Here is a 17014-nt window from a genome sequence, read left to right on the forward strand (position 1 = left end):
TCACGGTCGTGCGGGAGCCTTCAGGCCTCGTAGGGCGCCAGGACGACCTCGACCCGCTGGAACTCCTTGAGGTCGGAGTACCCGGTGGTCGCCATCGACTTGCGCAGCGCACCGATCAGGTTCGCGGTGCCGTCGGCGACCGGCGCCGGGCCGTAGAGGATCTCCTCGAGCGTGCCGATGCCGCCGACCTGCACGCGACGACCGCGCGGCAGCTTGGAGTGGTGCGCCTCGGGGCCCCAGTGGAACCCGCGACCGGGCGCGTCGGTGGCCCGCGCGAGCGCGACACCGAGCATGACCGCGTCCGCACCCATGGCGAGCGCCTTGACGATGTCGCCGGAGGTCCCGACGCCGCCGTCGGCGATCACATGCACGTAGCGTCCGCCGGACTCGTCGAGGTAGTCGCGGCGCGCGGCGGCGACATCAGACACGGCGGTGGCCATCGGGGCGTGGATGCCCAGCGTGGCGCGGGTGGTCGACGCCGCTCCCCCGCCGAAGCCGACGAGCACGCCCGCCGCGCCGGTGCGCATGAGGTGCAGGGCCGCGGTGTAGGTCGCGGCGCCGCCGACGATCACGGGCACGTCGAGGTCGTAGATGAACTTCTTCAGGTTGAGGGGCTCGTCGACGCTTGAGACGTGCTCGGCCGACACCGTGGTGCCGCGGATCACGAACAGGTCGACGCCGGCCGCGGCGACGGTGTCGTAGTGCTCCTGGGTGCGCTGCGGCGTGAGGGAGCCGGCGACGGTGACCCCGGCCTCGCGCACCTCGGCGATGCGCCGGGTGATGAGCTCGGGTTTGATCGGCTCCGCGTACAGTTCCTGCATGCGCACGGTCGCGTGGCTCTCATCGAGTCCTGCGATCTCGGCGAGCAGCGGCTCGGGGCTCTCGTAGCGCGTCCACAGCCCCTCGAGATCGAGCACGCCGAGACCACCGAGCTTGCCCAGCATGATCGCCGTCTGCGGGCTCACGACGGAGTCCATCGGGGCGCCCAGCACCGGGATGTCGAAGCCGAAGGCGTCGATCGTCCAGGCGGTCGACACGTCTTCGGGGTTGCGCGTGCGCCGTGACGGCACCACCGCGATGTCGTCGAACGTGTACGCGCGACGCGCACGCTTTCCTCGGCCGAGCTCGATCTCCATGGTCACCCGTCCAGCCTACCGGGGCGCCGAGCGGTGCGATGGCTGGGAGACTGGATCGGACTCAGGGAGGGCACGTGCAGACGGAGACGGTCGACATCGCGGTCGTGGGCGGTGGCGTGATGGGACTGGCGACGGCGTGGGAGCTGACCCGGCGCGGACGTCGTCCGGTCGTGCTCGAGCGGTTCGGGCGCGGCCACCACGAGGGTGCCTCGCACGGCGCCACCCGCAACTTCAACAACGCCTACACCGAGTCGCACTACCTCGATCTGCTCGAACGGGCGCGGGCGGGGTGGGACGCACTGGGCTCGGTCGACGGCGAACCCCTGCTGCGGCTGCACGGCCTGGTCACGCACGGCGACGTCGACGTGCGCGCCGTGCACGCGGGGCTGACCGCCCGCGGCATCCCCGCCGAGGTGCTGAGCGCCATCGAGAGCACCCGGCGCTGGTCCGGCATGCGCTTCGAGGGCGACGTGCTGTGGTCAGCGGATGCCGGAGTGGTGCGTGCCGCCGCGGCCCTGGGCGAACTCGAACGCCGCATCGTGCAGGGCGGCGGCGCGGTGCGCTGGAACACGCCCGTGGCGCACATCGGCGAGGACCCAGCCGGGGGCGTGCTCGAGCTCGCCGACGGCACGCGGCTGCACGCCGAGACCGTCGTGGTGACGGCGGGGGCCTGGACGCGCACGCTGCTGTCGCGCTTCGGCCTGCCCCGGCTCACGGTCACCGAAGAGACGCCGGCGCACTTCGCGGTGCGGACGGATGCCGCGTGGCCGTCGTTCAACCACTACGTCGGCATGCCCGACTACCCGGCCACGATCTACGGCATGCCCACGCCCGGCGAGGGAGTGAAGGTCGGCTTCCATCGGGTGGGCGACGAGATCGATCCGGACGCGCGGCCGCACGTCCCGACGCATCAGGACGCGCTCCGCGACTACGTGCGCGAATGGATGCCGGGGCTCGACGCCGACACCGCCGTGCCGATCAGCTGCACGTACACCTCGACCGACGACGGCGACTTCGTGCTCGATCGACGCGGCCGGACCGTGGTGGGCGCCGGCTTCTCGGGCCACGGATTCAAGTTCGCGACCGGGGTGGGCGCCGTGCTCGCCGACCTCGCCCTCGACCCGGCCGCGCGCGCGGCGGAGCCGTTCCGCCTGGGCTGAGCCGGCCGGCACCTCCCTCAGCGCGCCCGCACCACCCGGCGCTCGTCCCAGACCGGCTCGTCGGACTCGTACACCTCTCCGTCGGCGCCGAACACCAGGAAGCGGTCGAACGACCGGGCGAACCAGCGGTCGTGGGTCACCGCCAGCACCGTGCCCTCGAACCGGACCAGGGCCTGCTCGAGCGCCTCGGCGGACTCGAGGTCGAGGTTGTCGGTCGGCTCGTCGAGCAGCAGCAGCGTGGCCCCCGAGAGTTCGAGCAGCAGCACCTGGAACCGCGCCTGCTGTCCGCCCGACAGCGACTCGAAGGTCTGCTGCGCCTGACGGACCAGGCCGTAGCGGTCGAGCGCGGAGCTCGCCGCATCGCGGGGCAGCCCATCGCGCCGGTCATCGCCTCGATGCAGGATGTCGAGCAGCGTGCGCCCCACGAACTCGGGGTGCGCGTGCGTCTGCGCGAACAGCCCGGGAACGACCCGCGCGCCGAGCACCGCCTGGCCCGTGTGCGCGACCGGGTGAACCTGCTCCCCCGCCGCGGTCAGGTGCCCGAGCGAGGGGTCAGGGTCGCTCCCGCCCCGGGCGAGCAGGCGCAGGAAGTGCGACTTGCCCGACCCGTTCGAGCCGAGCACGGCGACGCGATCCCCGTACCAGACCTCCGCGTCGAAGGGCCTCATGAGCCCTGTCAGCTCGAGCCGGGTGGTGACGACGGCCCGTTTGCCGGTGCGTGCCCCGCGCAGCCGCATGTCGAAATCCTGCGACGGCGGGCGCTCCTCGGGCGGACCCGCCTCTTCGAACTTGCGCAGTCGCGTCTGAGCGGCCTGATAGCGCGAGGCGAAGCCGTCGTTGGCCGAGGCCTTCACCTTGAGGTTCGCCACGAGGGTGCGCAGCTTCTCGTGCTGCTCGTCCCACCGGCGGCGCAGCTCGTCGAGTCGGTCCATCCGATCCGACCTGGCCTGGTGATACGTGGCGAACCCGCCGCCGTGCACCCAGGCCGATGCCCCGGCGCCGCCGGGTTCGAGCGTGATGAGCCGGTCGGCGGCCCGGGCGAGCAGCTCGCGATCGTGCGAGACGAGCAGCACGGTCTTGGGCGACTGACGCAGCTGCACCTCGAGCCAGCGCTTGGCCGGCACGTCGAGGTAGTTGTCGGGCTCATCGAGCAGCAGCACCTCGTCGGGGCCGCGCAGCAGCGCCTCCAGGGCGAGTCGCTTCTGCTCGCCGCCCGAGAGCGTGCTCAGCTCGCGGTAGCGGGCGCGCTCGAACGGCACGCCCAGCGCCGCCACGGTGCACTGATCCCAGACGGTCTCGTGCTCGTAGCCGCCCGCGTCGGCGTACTCGGCGATGGCCGAGGCGTACGCCATCTGGGTGTCGTGCTCGTCGCGGTCGATCAGCGCGTTCTCGGCCGCGTCGAGCGCCTCGGCCGCAGCTCGGGTCCGACGCGGTGCGACGTGCACGAGCAACTCATGCACCGTCTGGCCCGGCTCACCGTGTCCGACGAACTGGTCCATGACGCCGAGCCCGCCGTCGATCGTCACGACGCCGTCGTCCGCTGTCTGATCGCCGCGGATGATCCGCAGCATCGTGGTCTTGCCCGCGCCGTTCGGGCCGATCAACGCGCTCGTCGATCCGTGCGGGACGCGGAACGTCGCATCGTCGAGCAGCGGTCTGCCGTCGGGCAGGGTCAGCGAGATTCCGGAGACATCGATGTAGCCCACTGTGCGAGCCGTCCTTCCGCCCGCGACTGGCGAGCCGACCAGAATATCAGTCGCCGGACCCGCGCCCCGCCCGCCGCGTGATGACGGCGGGAGGGCTACTCCGGCACGCGCAGCGCCGTGAGCGCTTCCGTGCGCGGGGCGGACGGCAGCGAGACGCGGAACTCCGTGCCCACCCCGACCTCGCTGGTCATGTCCATCGACCCGCCGTGGGCCGTCACGATCGCCCGCGTGATGGTGAGGCCCAGCCCCACCCCGGGAACCGCGTTCTGCGTGGCCGTCGAGGCGCGGAAGAATCGGGTGAACAGCATCCCCTGCTCGTCGGCGGGAATGCCCACGCCGGTGTCGCGCACCGCGAGCTCGACGCCCCCGTCGACGGCGTGCACCCGCGCCGTGACGCTGCCGCCCGCGGGCGTGAACTTGATCGCGTTCGAGAGCAGGTTGTCGATCGCCTGGCCGATGCGGCCCGGATCGATCAGCAGACGCATCGACGCGTCGGGCACCTCTGCGGTGAGCGTGATGCCCTCGCGCTGCGCGTGCGGCCCGGCCGACGTCACCGCCGAGCGCACGATCTCGGCGATGTCGGCATCGGCGCGATCGAGCGGGAAGCGGCCGGACTCGACCTGCGCCGTGAAGAGCAGGTCGCCGACGAGATTCAGCAGTCGCTGCGCGTTGCGTTCGATGATGCCGACGAACTCCTGCTGGTCTTCACTCAGTGGCTGACCCGGATCGTTCTGCAGCAGGTCGAGGAATCCGATGATCGCGCTCAGCGGCGTGCGCAGTTCATGCGAGATCATGCCGACGAACTGGTCCTTCATACGCGCGACCTCGACCGCGCGGCTCTCGTCCGTGACGACGAACAGATACCCCTGCTGCGCGCCGGAGGCATCTTTGTTCGGGGTGACCGTCACACGCGCGGGCACGGTGGTTCCGCCCGCCGTGCGGATCGACAGGTCGCCGTCGACCATCTGCTCGGCGTCGACCGCCGCGAACAGCGCCTTCACCCCGCGGGCGAGCTCGCTGTCCTGCGACGTCGTGCCGGCCGCGGGGCAGTCGGCCTCGAGCATCGTGAGCACGGTGTCGGGGAAGAAGCGGTCCACCCGCACGCCCGCCATCGCCTCGGCGTATGTGAGTCCGAGCAGGCGCTCGGCGCCGGGGTTCCAGGCGGTGATGTTCCCGTCGCGATCGGTGCCGATGACCGCCTGCGCTGTGATCGAGGCCCAGAGCCCCTCATACGAATCGACCAGCGAGCGGTACTGGTGCTCCTTCTCGCGCAGCTGCACGATCATCTCGACGTTGTCTGAGAGCGCGGCCGTGCGTTCGGCGACGAGCTTCTCCGCCTGCTCCGCGCGCACTCTCTGCTGCCGCGACAGCTCGTTCACGACAGCCGCCATGGCCGAGAACACGAGAGGGCCGACGACGCCCCGCAGCCACTCGACCGAGGTCTCCGGCGGGCTCACGAAGTAGGGCATGAGCAGGGCGATCGAGGTCAAGCCGCCGACCACGAAGACGTAGCGGATGCCAGGGGCCGCAGCGATCCACACCACCGGAAGCAGCACCAGCGAACCGAAGATGGATGTCGCCCCGCCGGTTCCCGCGCGGAAAAGCCCGAGTCCGAGGATGTCGATCATCGGGATGAGCAGCACCGCCCAGCCCTCGTACACGCGCATGATGCTGAGCGCCGCCGCCTGCACCGTCGCCCCGAGCACCACGAGAACGCCGGCGAGGGCCGCGAAGCCCTGCGTGAAGGGCAGGTCGGCGTTCAGCCACGCCACGGCCGCCGCAACCAGGATGGCTGCGGTCGTGGGCGCCTGCTTCAGCAGCGGACTCGGGTTGTCGAAGAGCTGGTACCAGCGGTTCTCGGCCCGATCGAGCGGAGTCGCCGCGTTCATCGGGGCACCGACTCCAGCACGGCGTGCAGCCCCGCGCCCGTGATGGGCTTGGGCAGCGCGGCGTCCGCCGGCGGGTAGTCCTTCGCGTCGAGCACCGAGCTGATCACGAGGAAGCACTCCGGGAACCGCTCGCCGATGAGCCGTGCGCACTCCTGGCCCGAAATCCCGGGCAGCAGCAGATCGATCACGGCGACCACGGGATCGATGTCGGGGAACGCTGCGATCGCGGCCTCCGCGTCGGCCGTGGCGAACACCTCGAACCCCTCGCGCTGCAGATACCGCCGCAGCAGCGCGTTCTGGTCGGCGCTGTCCTCCACGATGAGGGCGAGGGGGAGGGACGTCACTGCAGGAACAGCTCTCGCACGATCACGATCACCACGACGATGCCGAGAGCGATCAGGGCTTCCGGCACCAGCCGGCGTTCACGCCGCAGGTCCGCGGCGATCTCCTCGACCTCCGCGTCGTGCGAGGGCATGGGCGTCTCGGTCATGAGTCGACCCGTCCGATCTTCTCGGTCTTGATCCATGCGGCGTCGGCGTGACGCCACTCCTTGATGTACGAGTCCGCCGTGATGGCGCACAGCAGCGAGCCGTAGCCGCAGACGTACAGCAGCAGTCCGGCGAAGAAGCGACCGGCGGGCAGCGGCTCCACCGCGCGCGCCAGCCAGATCCCGGCCATCGAGATCGGGCCCCAGAGGTAGAAGATGACGGCCCAGATGAACCGGTTCTCGTCGGTGATGGCGAGACCGAGTCCTGTCAATCCGTCTTCGAAGAGCCACGGGAACAGCGCGATCGCCATCAGGATGAGGGCGCCGAGCCCGGGGAACATCAGCGCCTCGCGCCAGGACTGCCGTCCGATGCGTCTGTCGAGCTGCACGGCGTACAGCATCGAGAAGAGGTAGATGCACGCGGCCGAGATCCACATGAAGCGGAACACGAACTCGGCGATCTCGCTGTGCAGGAGCAGCAGCGTCAGCATGCCTGCGGCGGCCACCAGCATGAACGCCGGCAGCAGCAGGATCGTGAACCAGGCGAGCCCGAACGCGAAGCTGCCGAGGTTGTGCACGCGGCTCGGGCGGAACCACAGCTTGCGGTAGATCGAGGTGAGCTGCACGTTGCCGCGCGCCCAGCGCAGCCGCTGCTTCCAGAGGCTGTCGATCGTACGGGGCTCTTCGGCGAGCACGACGGCATGCGGCTCGAAGACCATCTGCCGACCCTTCAGCTGCCCCTCGAACGTGGTCATGGTGTCTTCGGCGAGGGTGCCGGTGGGGATGCGCCCGCCGATCGCCTCGAGGTTCGCGCGGGAGTGCAGCTGCGCTCCCCCGGCGAGGCACGCGATGGCTCCCGCGACGTTCTGCGTGCGCCGTGCCGAGAGCTGTCCGATGACGTACTCGATGGCGATGAAGCGCGTGAGGTAGTTGCGGTCGCGGCTGCCCTCGGCGATGTACGCCGTGACGGCACCGACCTTCTCGTCCGCAAGGTGTCGGCTGAGCTTGCGCAGCGAGTCGCGCGCGAAGATGACGTCGGCGTCCATGATCAGCACGGCCTCGGTCCACTCGTCCGCGAGCACGATGTCGAGTCCGTGGTTGAGCGTGTGCGCCTTGCCCTGACCGCCGACGTCACGACGCAGGTGGTGCACGCGCCCGGGGTGGGCCGCCATCTTGGCGGCGAGCAGCTCGGGGGTGTCGTCGGTCGAGGCGTCGTCGATCACGAAGACGCGCAGCCGCTCGGCCGGGTACTCGAGCTGCAGCAGTCGCTCGATCGCGGGCCCGATCACCATCCCCTCGTTCCACGACGGAATGAGCACGGCGACATTCGGGTGGTACGGCGCGGCCTTGCCGTAGTGGTTGCGGAACGCGTGCAGCGGCAGCGAGAGGAACTGCAGCCCGGTGTTGACCACGGGCAGTGTGCCCACGAACACGCAGATCAGCAACAGCACGACCACGACCGTCTGCAGCCAGGTCAGATCCGCCATCATGCGTCCTCCTCCGCAGCGGCCAGCAGTGCCGGGACGCGGTCGTAACGCCCGACATCGCTCGCGACATGGCTGTCGGTGGAGGCGACGACGGTCGCGCCCGCCGCGCGCAGTGCGCGCAGCGTCGCCGGCTCGGGGCAGCCCCACTTCTCGTTGACCTCGACGAGGGTATCGGATGCCGCGGCGGCCCGCGCCCACGCCTCGACGCGCTCCGCGCCGAGCAGGCTCTCCGAGAGGCCGATCTTCGGCAGGATCGAGAAGCAGTGCGCGAGCTGATTGCCGGGGTGCCGCCGCATCGCGTCGATCAGCGCACCGACGAGCTGATCCAGCACGTCATCCGGAGCCCAACCGTCGGCGATGCGTTCGCGCACCGCCGTCGGTCCGAGCGGTGCGTCGACGCCGGGAAACTGATGATCCGCGATCAGGATGCGATCGATGCCCGCAGGCAGCACCGGGATGTCGAGGTCGCCCGCGGCGGTGAGGATCTTCGCCTCCACGCCCGTGAGCACCGTGAGCCCTGCGGGCACCGCGAGAGCGCGCACCGCGCTGACGTACTCCGGCACCCAGGTCGTGCTCTGACGCACGTGGTCGACGAGTCGCAGCGTGGTCAGGCCTGCGGCCGACGCGGCTGCGACGTTCTCTTCGAGGGTCGAGACCGCGTCATCCGAGAACGTCGAATGCACGTGGTGATCGCCGCTCAGCACTGCAGACGTCACGATTCCTCCTGATGCCCCGCATGCTCCGAGACCAGCACGTCGTCGACCTCGACGATGATGTCCTCGAGGAAGCGCACCGACGCGACCTCGCGGAACGGCACCTTCGCGGGGAGCTCGCGCCCCAGGAACAGATCGACCACGAGCGACGGGATGTCGACGCCGGCGGCGATGGTCAGCGGCAGCGCACCGGGAAAGCGCGGGTTGATCTCGAGCAGCACGGCACGGCCCGAGCGATCGCGGCGCAGTTGCACGTTGGCGACGCCGACGAGGCCGATCGCCTGCGCGAGCGATGAGGCGGTGCTCTCGAGCTCGGGGTCGCGGACCGTGCGACCCGCGATCGCGACTCCGGAGTCCACACGGGCGCGGGTGCGCGGAACGGCGGCGACTACGGTGCCCTGTGCGTCAGCGATCACGTCGACCGAGTACTCCTCGCCGGGCAGGTAATCCTGCACGATCAGGTCCTCGTCGAGCGGTAGGGCCTCGAGCGCGGCGCGGTCGGGCACGAGGCGCACTCCGCGGCTGCCGGCGCCCTGACGGGGCTTGGCGAACACCGGGAACTCCCAGTCGACGGCCAGCGCCTCGGGGCCGGCGAGCACGGTGCGCGCCGCGTAGCCGGTCGGCTCGCAGCGCTGCGCCAGGGTCAGCTTGTCGAGCGCGGTGTGCAGCGTCTCGGCCGACGGGGCGGCCAGGATCGCCGGGGCGAGTTCCTCGCGGCGGGAGGCGAGTGCGATCAGCTCGACGTCGACCGTCGAGATGACCAGGTCCAGGGCGTCTTCCTGCACCAGACGCGCCAGAGCGGGAACGAAGTCGTCATCGCGCCCCGGCGGCACGAGCCGGCGCTGCTCGGCGGGCACGAGGTAGATTCCCGCCGCCCAGCCGTCCATGTCGGCGGCGAAAACCGTCAGGTCGGCCCTCCGCAGCAGTGAGCGGATGACCGCCACACCGGCCGGTCCCCCGGCTCCGGTCACCAGCACACGCTGCGTCATCAGCTCTCCCGTCTGGAGAGTTCGTGCGCACCGACGAACTCTGCTGTCTCGCGAATCACTTCGAGCGGCTCTACGGCCACTCCTCCGCCGAAGCGCGACCAGTAACGCGCGGTGGCGCTCACGAACGAGGGCTCGAGGTAGTCGCGGTTCGCAGTCTGCGACCGGAAGCACTCCAGCAGCCGCAGCTTGTCGGGGAGGTACTGGTCGATGCGCACGAACCGCGTCGGCCGGTAGTCGATCGTCGACGAGGGGCTCTGGTAGCAGGCGACGGTGCCGACGCGGCGCGTGGCGACGATCGTGGCCTCGCTGACCGCGCGGTGGTCCTGATGCCGGTCGTTCTGCGAGTGCGTGTAGACGATGGTCGGCTGGACCTCGCGCACGACATCCTCGATCAGGCGCACGGTGCCGCCGCCGCCCGAGATCTCGGTGTCGACGAGGTCTTTGAGAAAGAGCCGGGCGCCGAGAATCTCGGCCGAGGCGAGCGACTCGCTCTGCCTGCTGTCGGCGTCTCCCCCGCGCGAGCCGCGCGAGAGCGTGAGGATCGTGAGGTCGTCGCCGGCCTGCGCGTGCGCGGCGAGCAGACCGCCGACGCCGATCTCGACATCGTCGGGGTGCGCGCCGATCGCGAGCACGATGTTCTTCGGGCCACTCGCCGCGCGGCGTCGCCGGCCTTCCTCGACGAGGCGCAGGACGGCCTCGACGAGCTTGGCGTTGTCGAGCGGCTTGGTCAGGAACTCGTCGGCCTGAGCCCGCAGCGCTGACACCGCGTAGTCCACCGAGACGTGCGCGGTCATCACGATCACCGGCACGGTCGGCACGGTGCGGCGCAGTTCGGCGAGCAGCTCGAGGCCATTGAGCCCGGGCATCTCGATGTCGGTCACGACGACGTCGGGACGCGCGACGGCGACGCGGTCGATGGCGCTCTGACCGTCGCCGGCGACGTCGACGGTACAGCCGGCGCGCCGTTCGAGCACGGTCTTCACGAGCAGGGCGACGTCGGGGTCGTCATCGACGACGAGAACGCGGGGAGCATCCTCCAGCATGTGTGCAGCTCTCCTTGGGGAACTTCCCTCCCGGCGGTGAGGCCGGCATGCTCGCGGTGCCCTTCAACACCAGGAGCTCGAGGGAAAGTCGAGCGAGTTCTTCTTTACAGCGGGGTTTTTCTTTACAGCGGGGTTTTCCTAAATACTGGCATACCAGCGATGTTCAGGATCCCGCCCGCGCCGCCCGCTTCTGCTCCTGGAACACCCGGATCGCCTCGTAGCGCTCGGCCGAGCGCGCGCGCCGCTTCTCGGCCTCGTCCTCACGGCGCTTCGGGGGTGCGCTGGTCACGAGGTCGTCGATCAGCTGACGGGTCGCGCGCTCGATCTCGGCGACGGCGCGATCGAACACCGCCTGGTTGACCCTCGACGGTTTCGTCGTCCCCGCGATCTTGCGCACGAACTGCAGCGCGGCGTCATGGCATTCCTCGTCGGTCGCGGCCGGTTCGAGGTTGTTCAGCGGCAGGATGTTGCGGCACATGCCTGCCAGGGTAGGCCTGTCGACGCCGGGCGACTACTTCTTGTTGTAGTTCGGTGCCTCGACGACGATCTGCACGTCGTGCGGGTGCGATTCCTTGAGACCGGCCGAGGTGATGCGCACGAACTTGCCGCGTTCCTTGAGCTCGTCGATGGTGCGCGCGCCGACGTAGAACATCGACTGACGGAGCCCGCCGACCAGCTGGTACGCGACGGCCGAGAGCGGACCGCGGTAGGGCACCTGACCCTCGATGCCCTCGGGGATGAGCTTGTCGTCGCTGGGCACGTCGGCCTGGAAGTAGCGGTCCTTCGAGTACGAGGTCTGCTTGCCGCGGGTCTGCATCGCACCGAGCGAACCCATGCCGCGGTACTGCTTGAACTGCTTGCCCGACTGGAACACGATCTCACCCGGCGACTCGTCGGTTCCGGCGAGCAGCGAGCCGAGCATCACGGCGTCGGCCCCGGCGACGAGCGCCTTCGCGATGTCGCCCGAGTACTGCAGACCGCCGTCGGCGATCACCGGCACGCCGGCCGGGCGTGCGGCGAGAGAGGCCTCGTAGACCGCGGTGACCTGCGGCACGCCCACGCCGGCGACGACGCGGGTGGTGCAGATGGATCCGGGGCCCACGCCGACCTTCACCGCGTCGACGCCGGCGTCGATGAGCGCCTGGGCTCCCTCGCGGGTGGCGACGTTGCCGCCGATGATGTCGATGTGCGCGAAGCTCTCGTCGGCCTTGAGGCGGGTGACCAGGTCGATGACGCCCTGCGACTGCCCGTTGGCGGTGTCGACGACGAGCACGTCGACACCCGCGTCGCGCAGCGCCTCAGCGCGCTCCCACGCGTCGCCGAAGAAGCCGATGGCCGCGCCGACGCGCAGGCGGCCCTGGTCGTCCTTGGTGGCGAGCGGATACTTCTCGCTCTTGTCGAAGTCCTTGATGGTGATGAGACCGGCCAGCTTGCCGTCGTCGTCGATCAGGGGCAGCTTCTCGACGCGGTGCTTCGCGAACAGGGCGATGACCTCGCCCGCGGCGACGCCGACCGGAGCGGTCACGAGGCCCTCAGACGTCATGACGTCCTTCACGAACGTGGTCTGACGCTCGAAGCCCGAGACGAAGCGCATGTCGCGGTTGGTGATGATGCCCACCAGGTGGCCGTCGGGACCGACGACCGGCAGGCCGGAGATGCGGTACTGGGCGCACAGCGCGTCGACCTCTTCGACGGTGGCGTCGGGGTTCGTCGTGATCGGGTCGGTGATCATGCCCGACTCGCTGCGCTTGACGCGGTCGACCTGCGAGGCCTGGTCGGCGATCGACAGGTTGCGATGCAGGATGCCGATGCCGCCCTCGCGCGCCATGGCGATGGCCATGCGGGCCTCGGTGACGGTGTCCATCGCGCTCGACAGCAGCGGCGTGGCGACCGAGATACGGCGGGTCACGCGCGACGACGTGTCGGCCTCGCTGGGGATGACGTCGGTGTGCCCCGGCAGCAGCAGCACGTCGTCGTACGTCAGTCCGACGAAACCGAAGGGGTCGTGCTGTTCCATGGGGGCTCCTCCTGCGCGGGTCGCGCGATTCCGAGTGCGAGTGAGTCGGTCGACGTCGTCCGATACGGGCCGGAACCCGTATACAGATTCTAAGCGAGACACGCGCGAGAACATTCCCCGGCCAGCATCCGCACACCCCAGGTCTGTCGGCATATGTAGGAGAATCGCCGATCGCACACTACGCTCAAATTCGTCATCCTCACCGCGGTCGACCCGATACCGCGATGAAGGCACTCACAGTGGAGGTTGCGTGGGACCCACAACACTCGCCGTGCAGAGAAAGCGACCTTGGTTGGTCGCGTTCCTCGGCATCCTGATCGCGCTCTCCGCGTTCCTTCTGCAACCGCCGGCACCGGCGTCGGCAGAGACGACGGATGACGGTCAAGAGGTCACGGACTTCTACTTCGCCGGCGTCATCACGTTCGATGACCAAGCAGTCGACGGCGTCGTCATGACGATCGAGGGCAACGGCTTCAAGGGAGAGACCGAGACAGACCCCGAGGGCAAATGGCGTCTGTACGTTCCCGAGAAGGACACGTACACCCTCACCGTCGACGAGACGACCCTCCCCGACGGGGTGATCGTCGATGCGACCCTGCTGCCTCCGGGCACGCAGCCGATCTCGGGCACGACCGCGTCGTTCGACGTCGAGTTCGGACTGACCGGCACGAAGATCATGAACCTCTTCCTCGGTGAGGGCGAGCGCATCACGGTGTCGTTCATCGATCAGCTGGCCTCGCGCCTGGTGGGCGGCCTGAACTTCGGTCTGCTGCTGGCGCTCGCGTCGATGGGCGCCGCGCTGATCTACGGCACGACCCGCCTGTCGAACTTCGCGCACGCCGAGATGGTCACCTGGGGCGGGCTGGTGGCGCTGGTCACCACGACGTTCTGGAACATGCCCCTGTGGCTCGGCATCGCTGCGGCGGTGATCGGCGGCGGTCTCTTCGGCTGGGCGCTCGACGCCGGCCTGTGGCGTCCGCTGCGCCGACGCGGTCTCGGTGTCGTGCAGCTGATGATCGTCAGCATCGGCCTCTCGCTCGCGCTGCGCTACCTCTTCCAGTACTTCATCGGCGGCGGAACGCGGCAGCTCCCTGGCTCCAGTCCGACACCGATCCAGTTCGGGCCGATCTCGCTGTCGTACATCGACATGATCGCGATGGGCGTCAGCATCGTCGTCATCCTGGGTGTGGCCTTCTTCCTCACACGCACCCGCATCGGCAAGGCCACGCGCGCCATCTCGGACAACCCGCAGCTGGCCGCGGCATCCGGCATCGACGTCGACAAGGTCGTACGGTACGTCTGGATCCTCTCCGGAACGCTCGCCGCGATCTCCGGCATCCTGTGGGCGTACTTCCGCCCCGGTGTGAAGTGGGACATGGGCATGCAGATGCTGCTGCTCATCTTCGCCGCGATCACCCTCGGAGGTCTCGGCACCGCGTTCGGCGCTCTCGTCGGCTCGCTCATCGTCGGCATCGCGGTCGAGATCTCGACACTGTGGATCCCGTCCGACCTGAAGTACGCGAGCGCGCTGGTCGTCCTCATCGTCATCCTTCTGGTCAGACCGCAGGGACTGCTCGGACGCAGGGAAAGGTTGGGCTGATCACCATGGACTTCGGAAGCATCTTCTCGAACACCGCCGTCTACCTGTTCAGCCCCGTCACCCTGGCGTACGCGCTGGCGGCGACCGGACTGGCCGTGCACTTCGGCTACGCGGGCCTGCTGAACTTCGGCATGGCGGCGTTCATGGCCATCGGCGGTTACGGCTACGCCATCTCGGTGCTCAGCTTCGGGCTCCCCTGGTGGATCGGCATGCTGATCGGCCTGATCGGCGGCGCGCTCTTCGCGGTGCTGCTCGGCATCCCCACCCTGCGGCTGCGCGCCGACTATCTCGCCATCGCGACCATCGCGGCCGGTGAGATCGTGCGCCTGCTGTTCACCACCCAGCTCTTCGACGAGTTCACCAACAGCGCCGACGGCCTCGCGCAGTACAACGGCAGCTTCCGTGATGCGAACCCGTTCCCTCCGGGCACCTACGGGTTCGGCCCGTGGACGTACAGCGCGAACGATCTGTGGAACCGCGTGTTCGGCCTGATCGTGCTGATCGTCGCCGTGCTGCTGGTATGGGCGCTCATGCGCAGCCCCTGGGGACGTGTGCTCAAGGGCATCCGCGAAGACGAGGACGCCGTGCGCTCGCTCGGCAAGAACGTCTTCGCGTACAAGATGCAGGCGCTGGTCGTCGGTGGCGTGATCGGCGCGGCGGGCGGCATCGTGTTCGTCCTCCCCTCGGCGGTCGTCCCCGGCAGCTACTCGACCTCGCTGACGTTCTTCCTGTGGACGGTGCTGCTCCTGGGCGGCGCGGCCACGGTCCTCGGACCGACACTGGGAGCGATCCTGTTCTGGGTCGTCTTCGCGTTCATGGCGAACCTGCTGCCGTCGATGGCCAAGGCCGGCGTCCTGCCGATGTCCGACACCCAGGCCTCGACGCTCGTGTTCATCTTCGTCGGCGTCGCCCTGATGCTGCTCGTGATCTTCCGCCCGCAGGGAATCCTCGGAGACAAGAGGGAGATGACCTTTGTCAAGTGAACCCACCAACACGGTCCCTGAGCCTGCCGAAGGGCCGAGGACGGGCAGCATCCGCCGCCCCAAGACCACCGGTCTGACCAAGGGCGAGGTGAAGCCCGGCGTCGCCAAGGTCGATCCGATCCTGGTCGCCGACTCGGTGCAGCGGCGTTTCGGCGGTCTCACCGCCGTCGACGTCGACCACCTCGAGATCCCCCGCGGGGCCATCACGGCCCTGATCGGCCCGAACGGCGCCGGCAAGACGACGCTGTTCAACCTGCTGTGCGGCTTCGACAAGCCCAACAGCGGCACCTGGTCGTTCGACGGTGCGAACCTCGCCGGCGTCCCCTCGTTCAAAGTGGCGCGGATGGGTCAGGTGCGCACGTTCCAGCTGACCAAGTCGCTGTCGCTGCTGACGGTGCTCGAGAACATGAAGCTCGGCGCCCCCCACCAGCGCGGCGAGGGATTCTGGGCGAGCCTGTTCCCGTTCCTGTGGCGCGCACAGGACACCGAGATCGAGGGCAAGGCGCGCGAGCTGCTCGCCCGCTTCAAGCTCGACGCCAAGGAGAAGGACTTCGCGGCATCGCTCTCGGGCGGCCAGCGCAAGCTCCTCGAGATGGCCAGGGCGCTCATGAGCGACCCGACGCTGGTGATGCTCGATGAGCCGATGGCCGGCGTCAACCCGGCGCTCACGCAGTCGCTGCTCGACCACATCCTCGACCTCAAGGGGCTCGGGATGACGGTGCTGTTCGTCGAGCACGACATGCACATGGTCCGTCACATCGCCGACTGGGTGGTCGTCATGGCCGAGGGCCGTGTCGTCGCCGAGGGCCCGCCCGACCAGGTCATGGAGGACCCCGCCGTGATCGACGCCTACCTGGGCGCGCATCAGGACGTCGACCTGGGCGCGGTCACCGGCCGCATCCCCGTGGTCGAGGACTCCGCCGCCCGTCGGCTCCGCGAGCAGATCGAGGCCGAGGCCGAAGCCGAACTCGAGGCGACGTCCACCACCGACACCGATCAGAAGGGCACCGCATGAGCGCCGACACCACGGCATCATCCGCGGCCGCGTCGACCGATGACGTCGTCGTCGAGCTGAAGGACGTGCACGCCGGGTATCTCCCCGGAGTGAACATCCTCAACGGTGCGAACCTCGTCGCGCGCAAGGGCGAGCTGATCGGCATCATCGGCCCGAACGGCGCCGGAAAATCGACGCTGCTCAAGGCGATGTTCGGCATGGTCAACGTACGCAGCGGTGGCATCACGCTCAACGGCGAGAGCATCGTGGGCCTCAAGGCCGACAAGCTCGTCAAGCGCGGGGTCGCCTTCGTGCCGCAGACCAACAACGTGTTCCCGTCGCTCTCCATCGAGGAGAACCTGCAGATGGGGCTCTACCAGAACCCGAAGATCTACGCCGAGCGGCTGGACTTCGTCACCGGTATCTTCGCGGAGCTCGGCAAGCGCCTCAAGCAGCGCGCGGGCTCGCTCTCGGGCGGTGAGCGCCAGATGGTGGCGATGTCGCGGGCACTGATGATGGACCCGTCGGTGCTGCTGCTCGACGAGCCGTCCGCAGGACTCTCGCCCGTGCGCCAGGACGACGCGTTCATCCGCGTCTCCGACATCAACAAGGCGGGCGTGACCACGATCATGGTCGAGCAGAACGCGCGACGCTGCCTGCAGATCTGCGACCGCGGATACGTGCTCGATCAGGGCAAGGACGCATACGAGGGCACCGGGCGCGACCTGCTGAACGACCCCAAGGTCATCGGGCTGTACCTCGGCACGCTCGGCACCGACGCCGCCTGAGCCGGACGCAGAGGGGCGGATG

General features: G+C 69.2%; 16 protein-coding genes. 5 read left to right on the forward strand and 11 right to left on the reverse strand.

The genetic code is table 11. The features are described from left to right. Positions 1–20: 20 nt before the first annotated feature. Positions 21–1136 (reverse strand): GuaB3 family IMP dehydrogenase-related protein, encoded by a 1116-nt coding sequence (locus AC2D10_RS06595; protein WP_484711824.1) that lies wholly within the window; start codon positions 1134–1136, stop codon positions 21–23. Between the two features lie 74 nt (positions 1137–1210). Here AC2D10_RS06595 and AC2D10_RS06600 point away from each other — a divergent pair, with 74 nt between their 5' ends. Next, positions 1211–2296 carry an FAD-dependent oxidoreductase gene (locus tag AC2D10_RS06600; RefSeq protein ID WP_484711217.1) on the forward strand — a complete coding sequence of 362 codons (1086 nt, stop codon included), beginning with the start codon at positions 1211–1213 and terminating at the stop codon, positions 2294–2296. Positions 2297–2313: 17 nt separating this feature from the next. Here AC2D10_RS06600 and AC2D10_RS06605 read toward each other — a convergent pair whose 3' ends face one another. The 10 genes from AC2D10_RS06605 to guaB all read right to left on the reverse strand — a co-directional run bounded on the left by AC2D10_RS06605 (position 2314) and on the right by guaB (position 12627). Beyond that, positions 2314–4002, reverse strand: coding sequence for an ABC-F family ATP-binding cassette domain-containing protein (locus AC2D10_RS06605; RefSeq protein ID WP_484711218.1), 1689 nt, complete (start codon positions 4000–4002; stop codon positions 2314–2316). 95 nt (positions 4003–4097) lie between these two features. After that, positions 4098–5891 carry a PAS domain-containing sensor histidine kinase gene (locus AC2D10_RS06610; RefSeq protein ID WP_484711219.1) on the reverse strand — a complete coding sequence of 598 codons (1794 nt, stop codon included), beginning with the start codon at positions 5889–5891 and terminating at the stop codon, positions 4098–4100. Next, positions 5888–6235 carry a response regulator gene (locus AC2D10_RS06615; protein WP_484711220.1) on the reverse strand — a complete coding sequence of 116 codons (348 nt, stop codon included), beginning with the start codon at positions 6233–6235 and terminating at the stop codon, positions 5888–5890. The genes AC2D10_RS06610 and AC2D10_RS06615 overlap by 4 nt, the downstream gene beginning before the upstream one ends. Continuing rightward, complete coding sequence (locus tag AC2D10_RS06620; RefSeq protein ID WP_484711221.1) at positions 6232–6381, reverse strand: hypothetical protein; 150 nt, start codon at positions 6379–6381, stop codon at positions 6232–6234. The genes AC2D10_RS06615 and AC2D10_RS06620 overlap by 4 nt, the downstream gene beginning before the upstream one ends. Then, positions 6378–7865, reverse strand: coding sequence for a glycosyltransferase family 2 protein (locus AC2D10_RS06625; protein ID WP_484711825.1), 1488 nt, complete (start codon positions 7863–7865; stop codon positions 6378–6380). Before AC2D10_RS06625 ends, AC2D10_RS06620 begins: the two co-directional genes overlap by 4 nt. Further along, complete coding sequence (locus AC2D10_RS06630; RefSeq protein WP_484711222.1) at positions 7865–8581, reverse strand: PHP domain-containing protein; 717 nt, start codon at positions 8579–8581, stop codon at positions 7865–7867. The genes AC2D10_RS06625 and AC2D10_RS06630 overlap by 1 nt, the downstream gene beginning before the upstream one ends. Beyond that, positions 8578–9567, reverse strand: coding sequence for an ATP-grasp domain-containing protein (locus tag AC2D10_RS06635; protein WP_484711224.1), 990 nt, complete (start codon positions 9565–9567; stop codon positions 8578–8580). The genes AC2D10_RS06630 and AC2D10_RS06635 overlap by 4 nt, the downstream gene beginning before the upstream one ends. Further along, the gene (locus AC2D10_RS06640; RefSeq protein WP_484711225.1) at positions 9567–10610 is read right to left on the reverse strand and encodes a PIG-L deacetylase family protein; all 1044 of its coding nucleotides are present in this window, start codon (positions 10608–10610) and stop codon (positions 9567–9569) included. The genes AC2D10_RS06635 and AC2D10_RS06640 overlap by 1 nt, the downstream gene beginning before the upstream one ends. A gap of 163 nt (positions 10611–10773) precedes the next feature. Beyond that, a complete protein-coding gene (locus tag AC2D10_RS06645) occupies positions 10774–11088 on the reverse strand; it encodes a DUF2277 domain-containing protein (RefSeq protein ID WP_484711227.1) in 315 nt (104 codons plus the stop codon). Between the two features lie 33 nt (positions 11089–11121). Next, positions 11122–12627, reverse strand: a complete 1506-nt coding sequence (gene guaB, locus AC2D10_RS06650) for an IMP dehydrogenase (RefSeq protein ID WP_484711228.1) — start codon at positions 12625–12627, stop codon at positions 11122–11124. Between the two features lie 292 nt (positions 12628–12919). On the opposite strand from guaB, the gene AC2D10_RS06655 reads away from it, so the two are divergent. Genes AC2D10_RS06655 through AC2D10_RS06670 form a run of 4 tightly spaced genes read left to right on the forward strand, consistent with a single transcriptional unit; the run spans position 12920 to position 16992 of the window. Then, a complete protein-coding gene (locus AC2D10_RS06655) occupies positions 12920–14227 on the forward strand; it encodes a branched-chain amino acid ABC transporter permease (RefSeq protein ID WP_484711230.1) in 1308 nt (435 codons plus the stop codon). 5 nt (positions 14228–14232) lie between these two features. Further along, the gene (locus AC2D10_RS06660) at positions 14233–15210 is read left to right on the forward strand and encodes a branched-chain amino acid ABC transporter permease (RefSeq protein ID WP_484711232.1); all 978 of its coding nucleotides are present in this window, start codon (positions 14233–14235) and stop codon (positions 15208–15210) included. A gap of 49 nt (positions 15211–15259) precedes the next feature. Next, positions 15260–16225: an ABC transporter ATP-binding protein gene (locus AC2D10_RS06665; RefSeq protein WP_484711826.1), complete on the forward strand. Its 966-nt coding sequence runs from the start codon at positions 15260–15262 to the stop codon at positions 16223–16225. Further along, positions 16222–16992 (forward strand): ABC transporter ATP-binding protein, encoded by a 771-nt coding sequence (locus AC2D10_RS06670; protein ID WP_484711234.1) that lies wholly within the window; start codon positions 16222–16224, stop codon positions 16990–16992. The genes AC2D10_RS06665 and AC2D10_RS06670 overlap by 4 nt, the downstream gene beginning before the upstream one ends. Positions 16993–17014 lie beyond the last annotated feature (22 nt).

This window comes from Microbacterium sp. PI-SA-G (assembly GCF_057215335.1).

What these genes read in the sequence shown, in the direction of transcription:
- AC2D10_RS06595 (WP_484711824.1), bottom strand. Translation starts at nt 1,136, where the DNA reads ATGGAGATCGAGCTCGGCCGAGGAAAGCGTGCGCGTCGCGCGTACACG.
- AC2D10_RS06610 (WP_484711219.1), bottom strand. Translation starts at nt 5,891, where the DNA reads ATGAACGCGGCGACTCCGCTCGATCGGGCCGAGAACCGCTGGTACCAG.
- AC2D10_RS06620 (WP_484711221.1), bottom strand. Translation starts at nt 6,381, where the DNA reads ATGACCGAGACGCCCATGCCCTCGCACGACGCGGAGGTCGAGGAGATC.
- AC2D10_RS06625 (WP_484711825.1), bottom strand. Translation starts at nt 7,865, where the DNA reads ATGGCGGATCTGACCTGGCTGCAGACGGTCGTGGTCGTGCTGTTGCTG.
- AC2D10_RS06635 (WP_484711224.1), bottom strand. Translation starts at nt 9,567, where the DNA reads ATGACGCAGCGTGTGCTGGTGACCGGAGCCGGGGGACCGGCCGGTGTG.
- AC2D10_RS06640 (WP_484711225.1), bottom strand. Translation starts at nt 10,610, where the DNA reads ATGCTGGAGGATGCTCCCCGCGTTCTCGTCGTCGATGACGACCCCGAC.
- AC2D10_RS06645 (WP_484711227.1), bottom strand. Translation starts at nt 11,088, where the DNA reads ATGTGCCGCAACATCCTGCCGCTGAACAACCTCGAACCGGCCGCGACC.
- guaB (WP_484711228.1), bottom strand. Translation starts at nt 12,627, where the DNA reads ATGGAACAGCACGACCCCTTCGGTTTCGTCGGACTGACGTACGACGAC.
- AC2D10_RS06660 (WP_484711232.1), top strand. Translation starts at nt 14,233, where the DNA reads ATGGACTTCGGAAGCATCTTCTCGAACACCGCCGTCTACCTGTTCAGC.
- AC2D10_RS06670 (WP_484711234.1), top strand. Translation starts at nt 16,222, where the DNA reads ATGAGCGCCGACACCACGGCATCATCCGCGGCCGCGTCGACCGATGAC.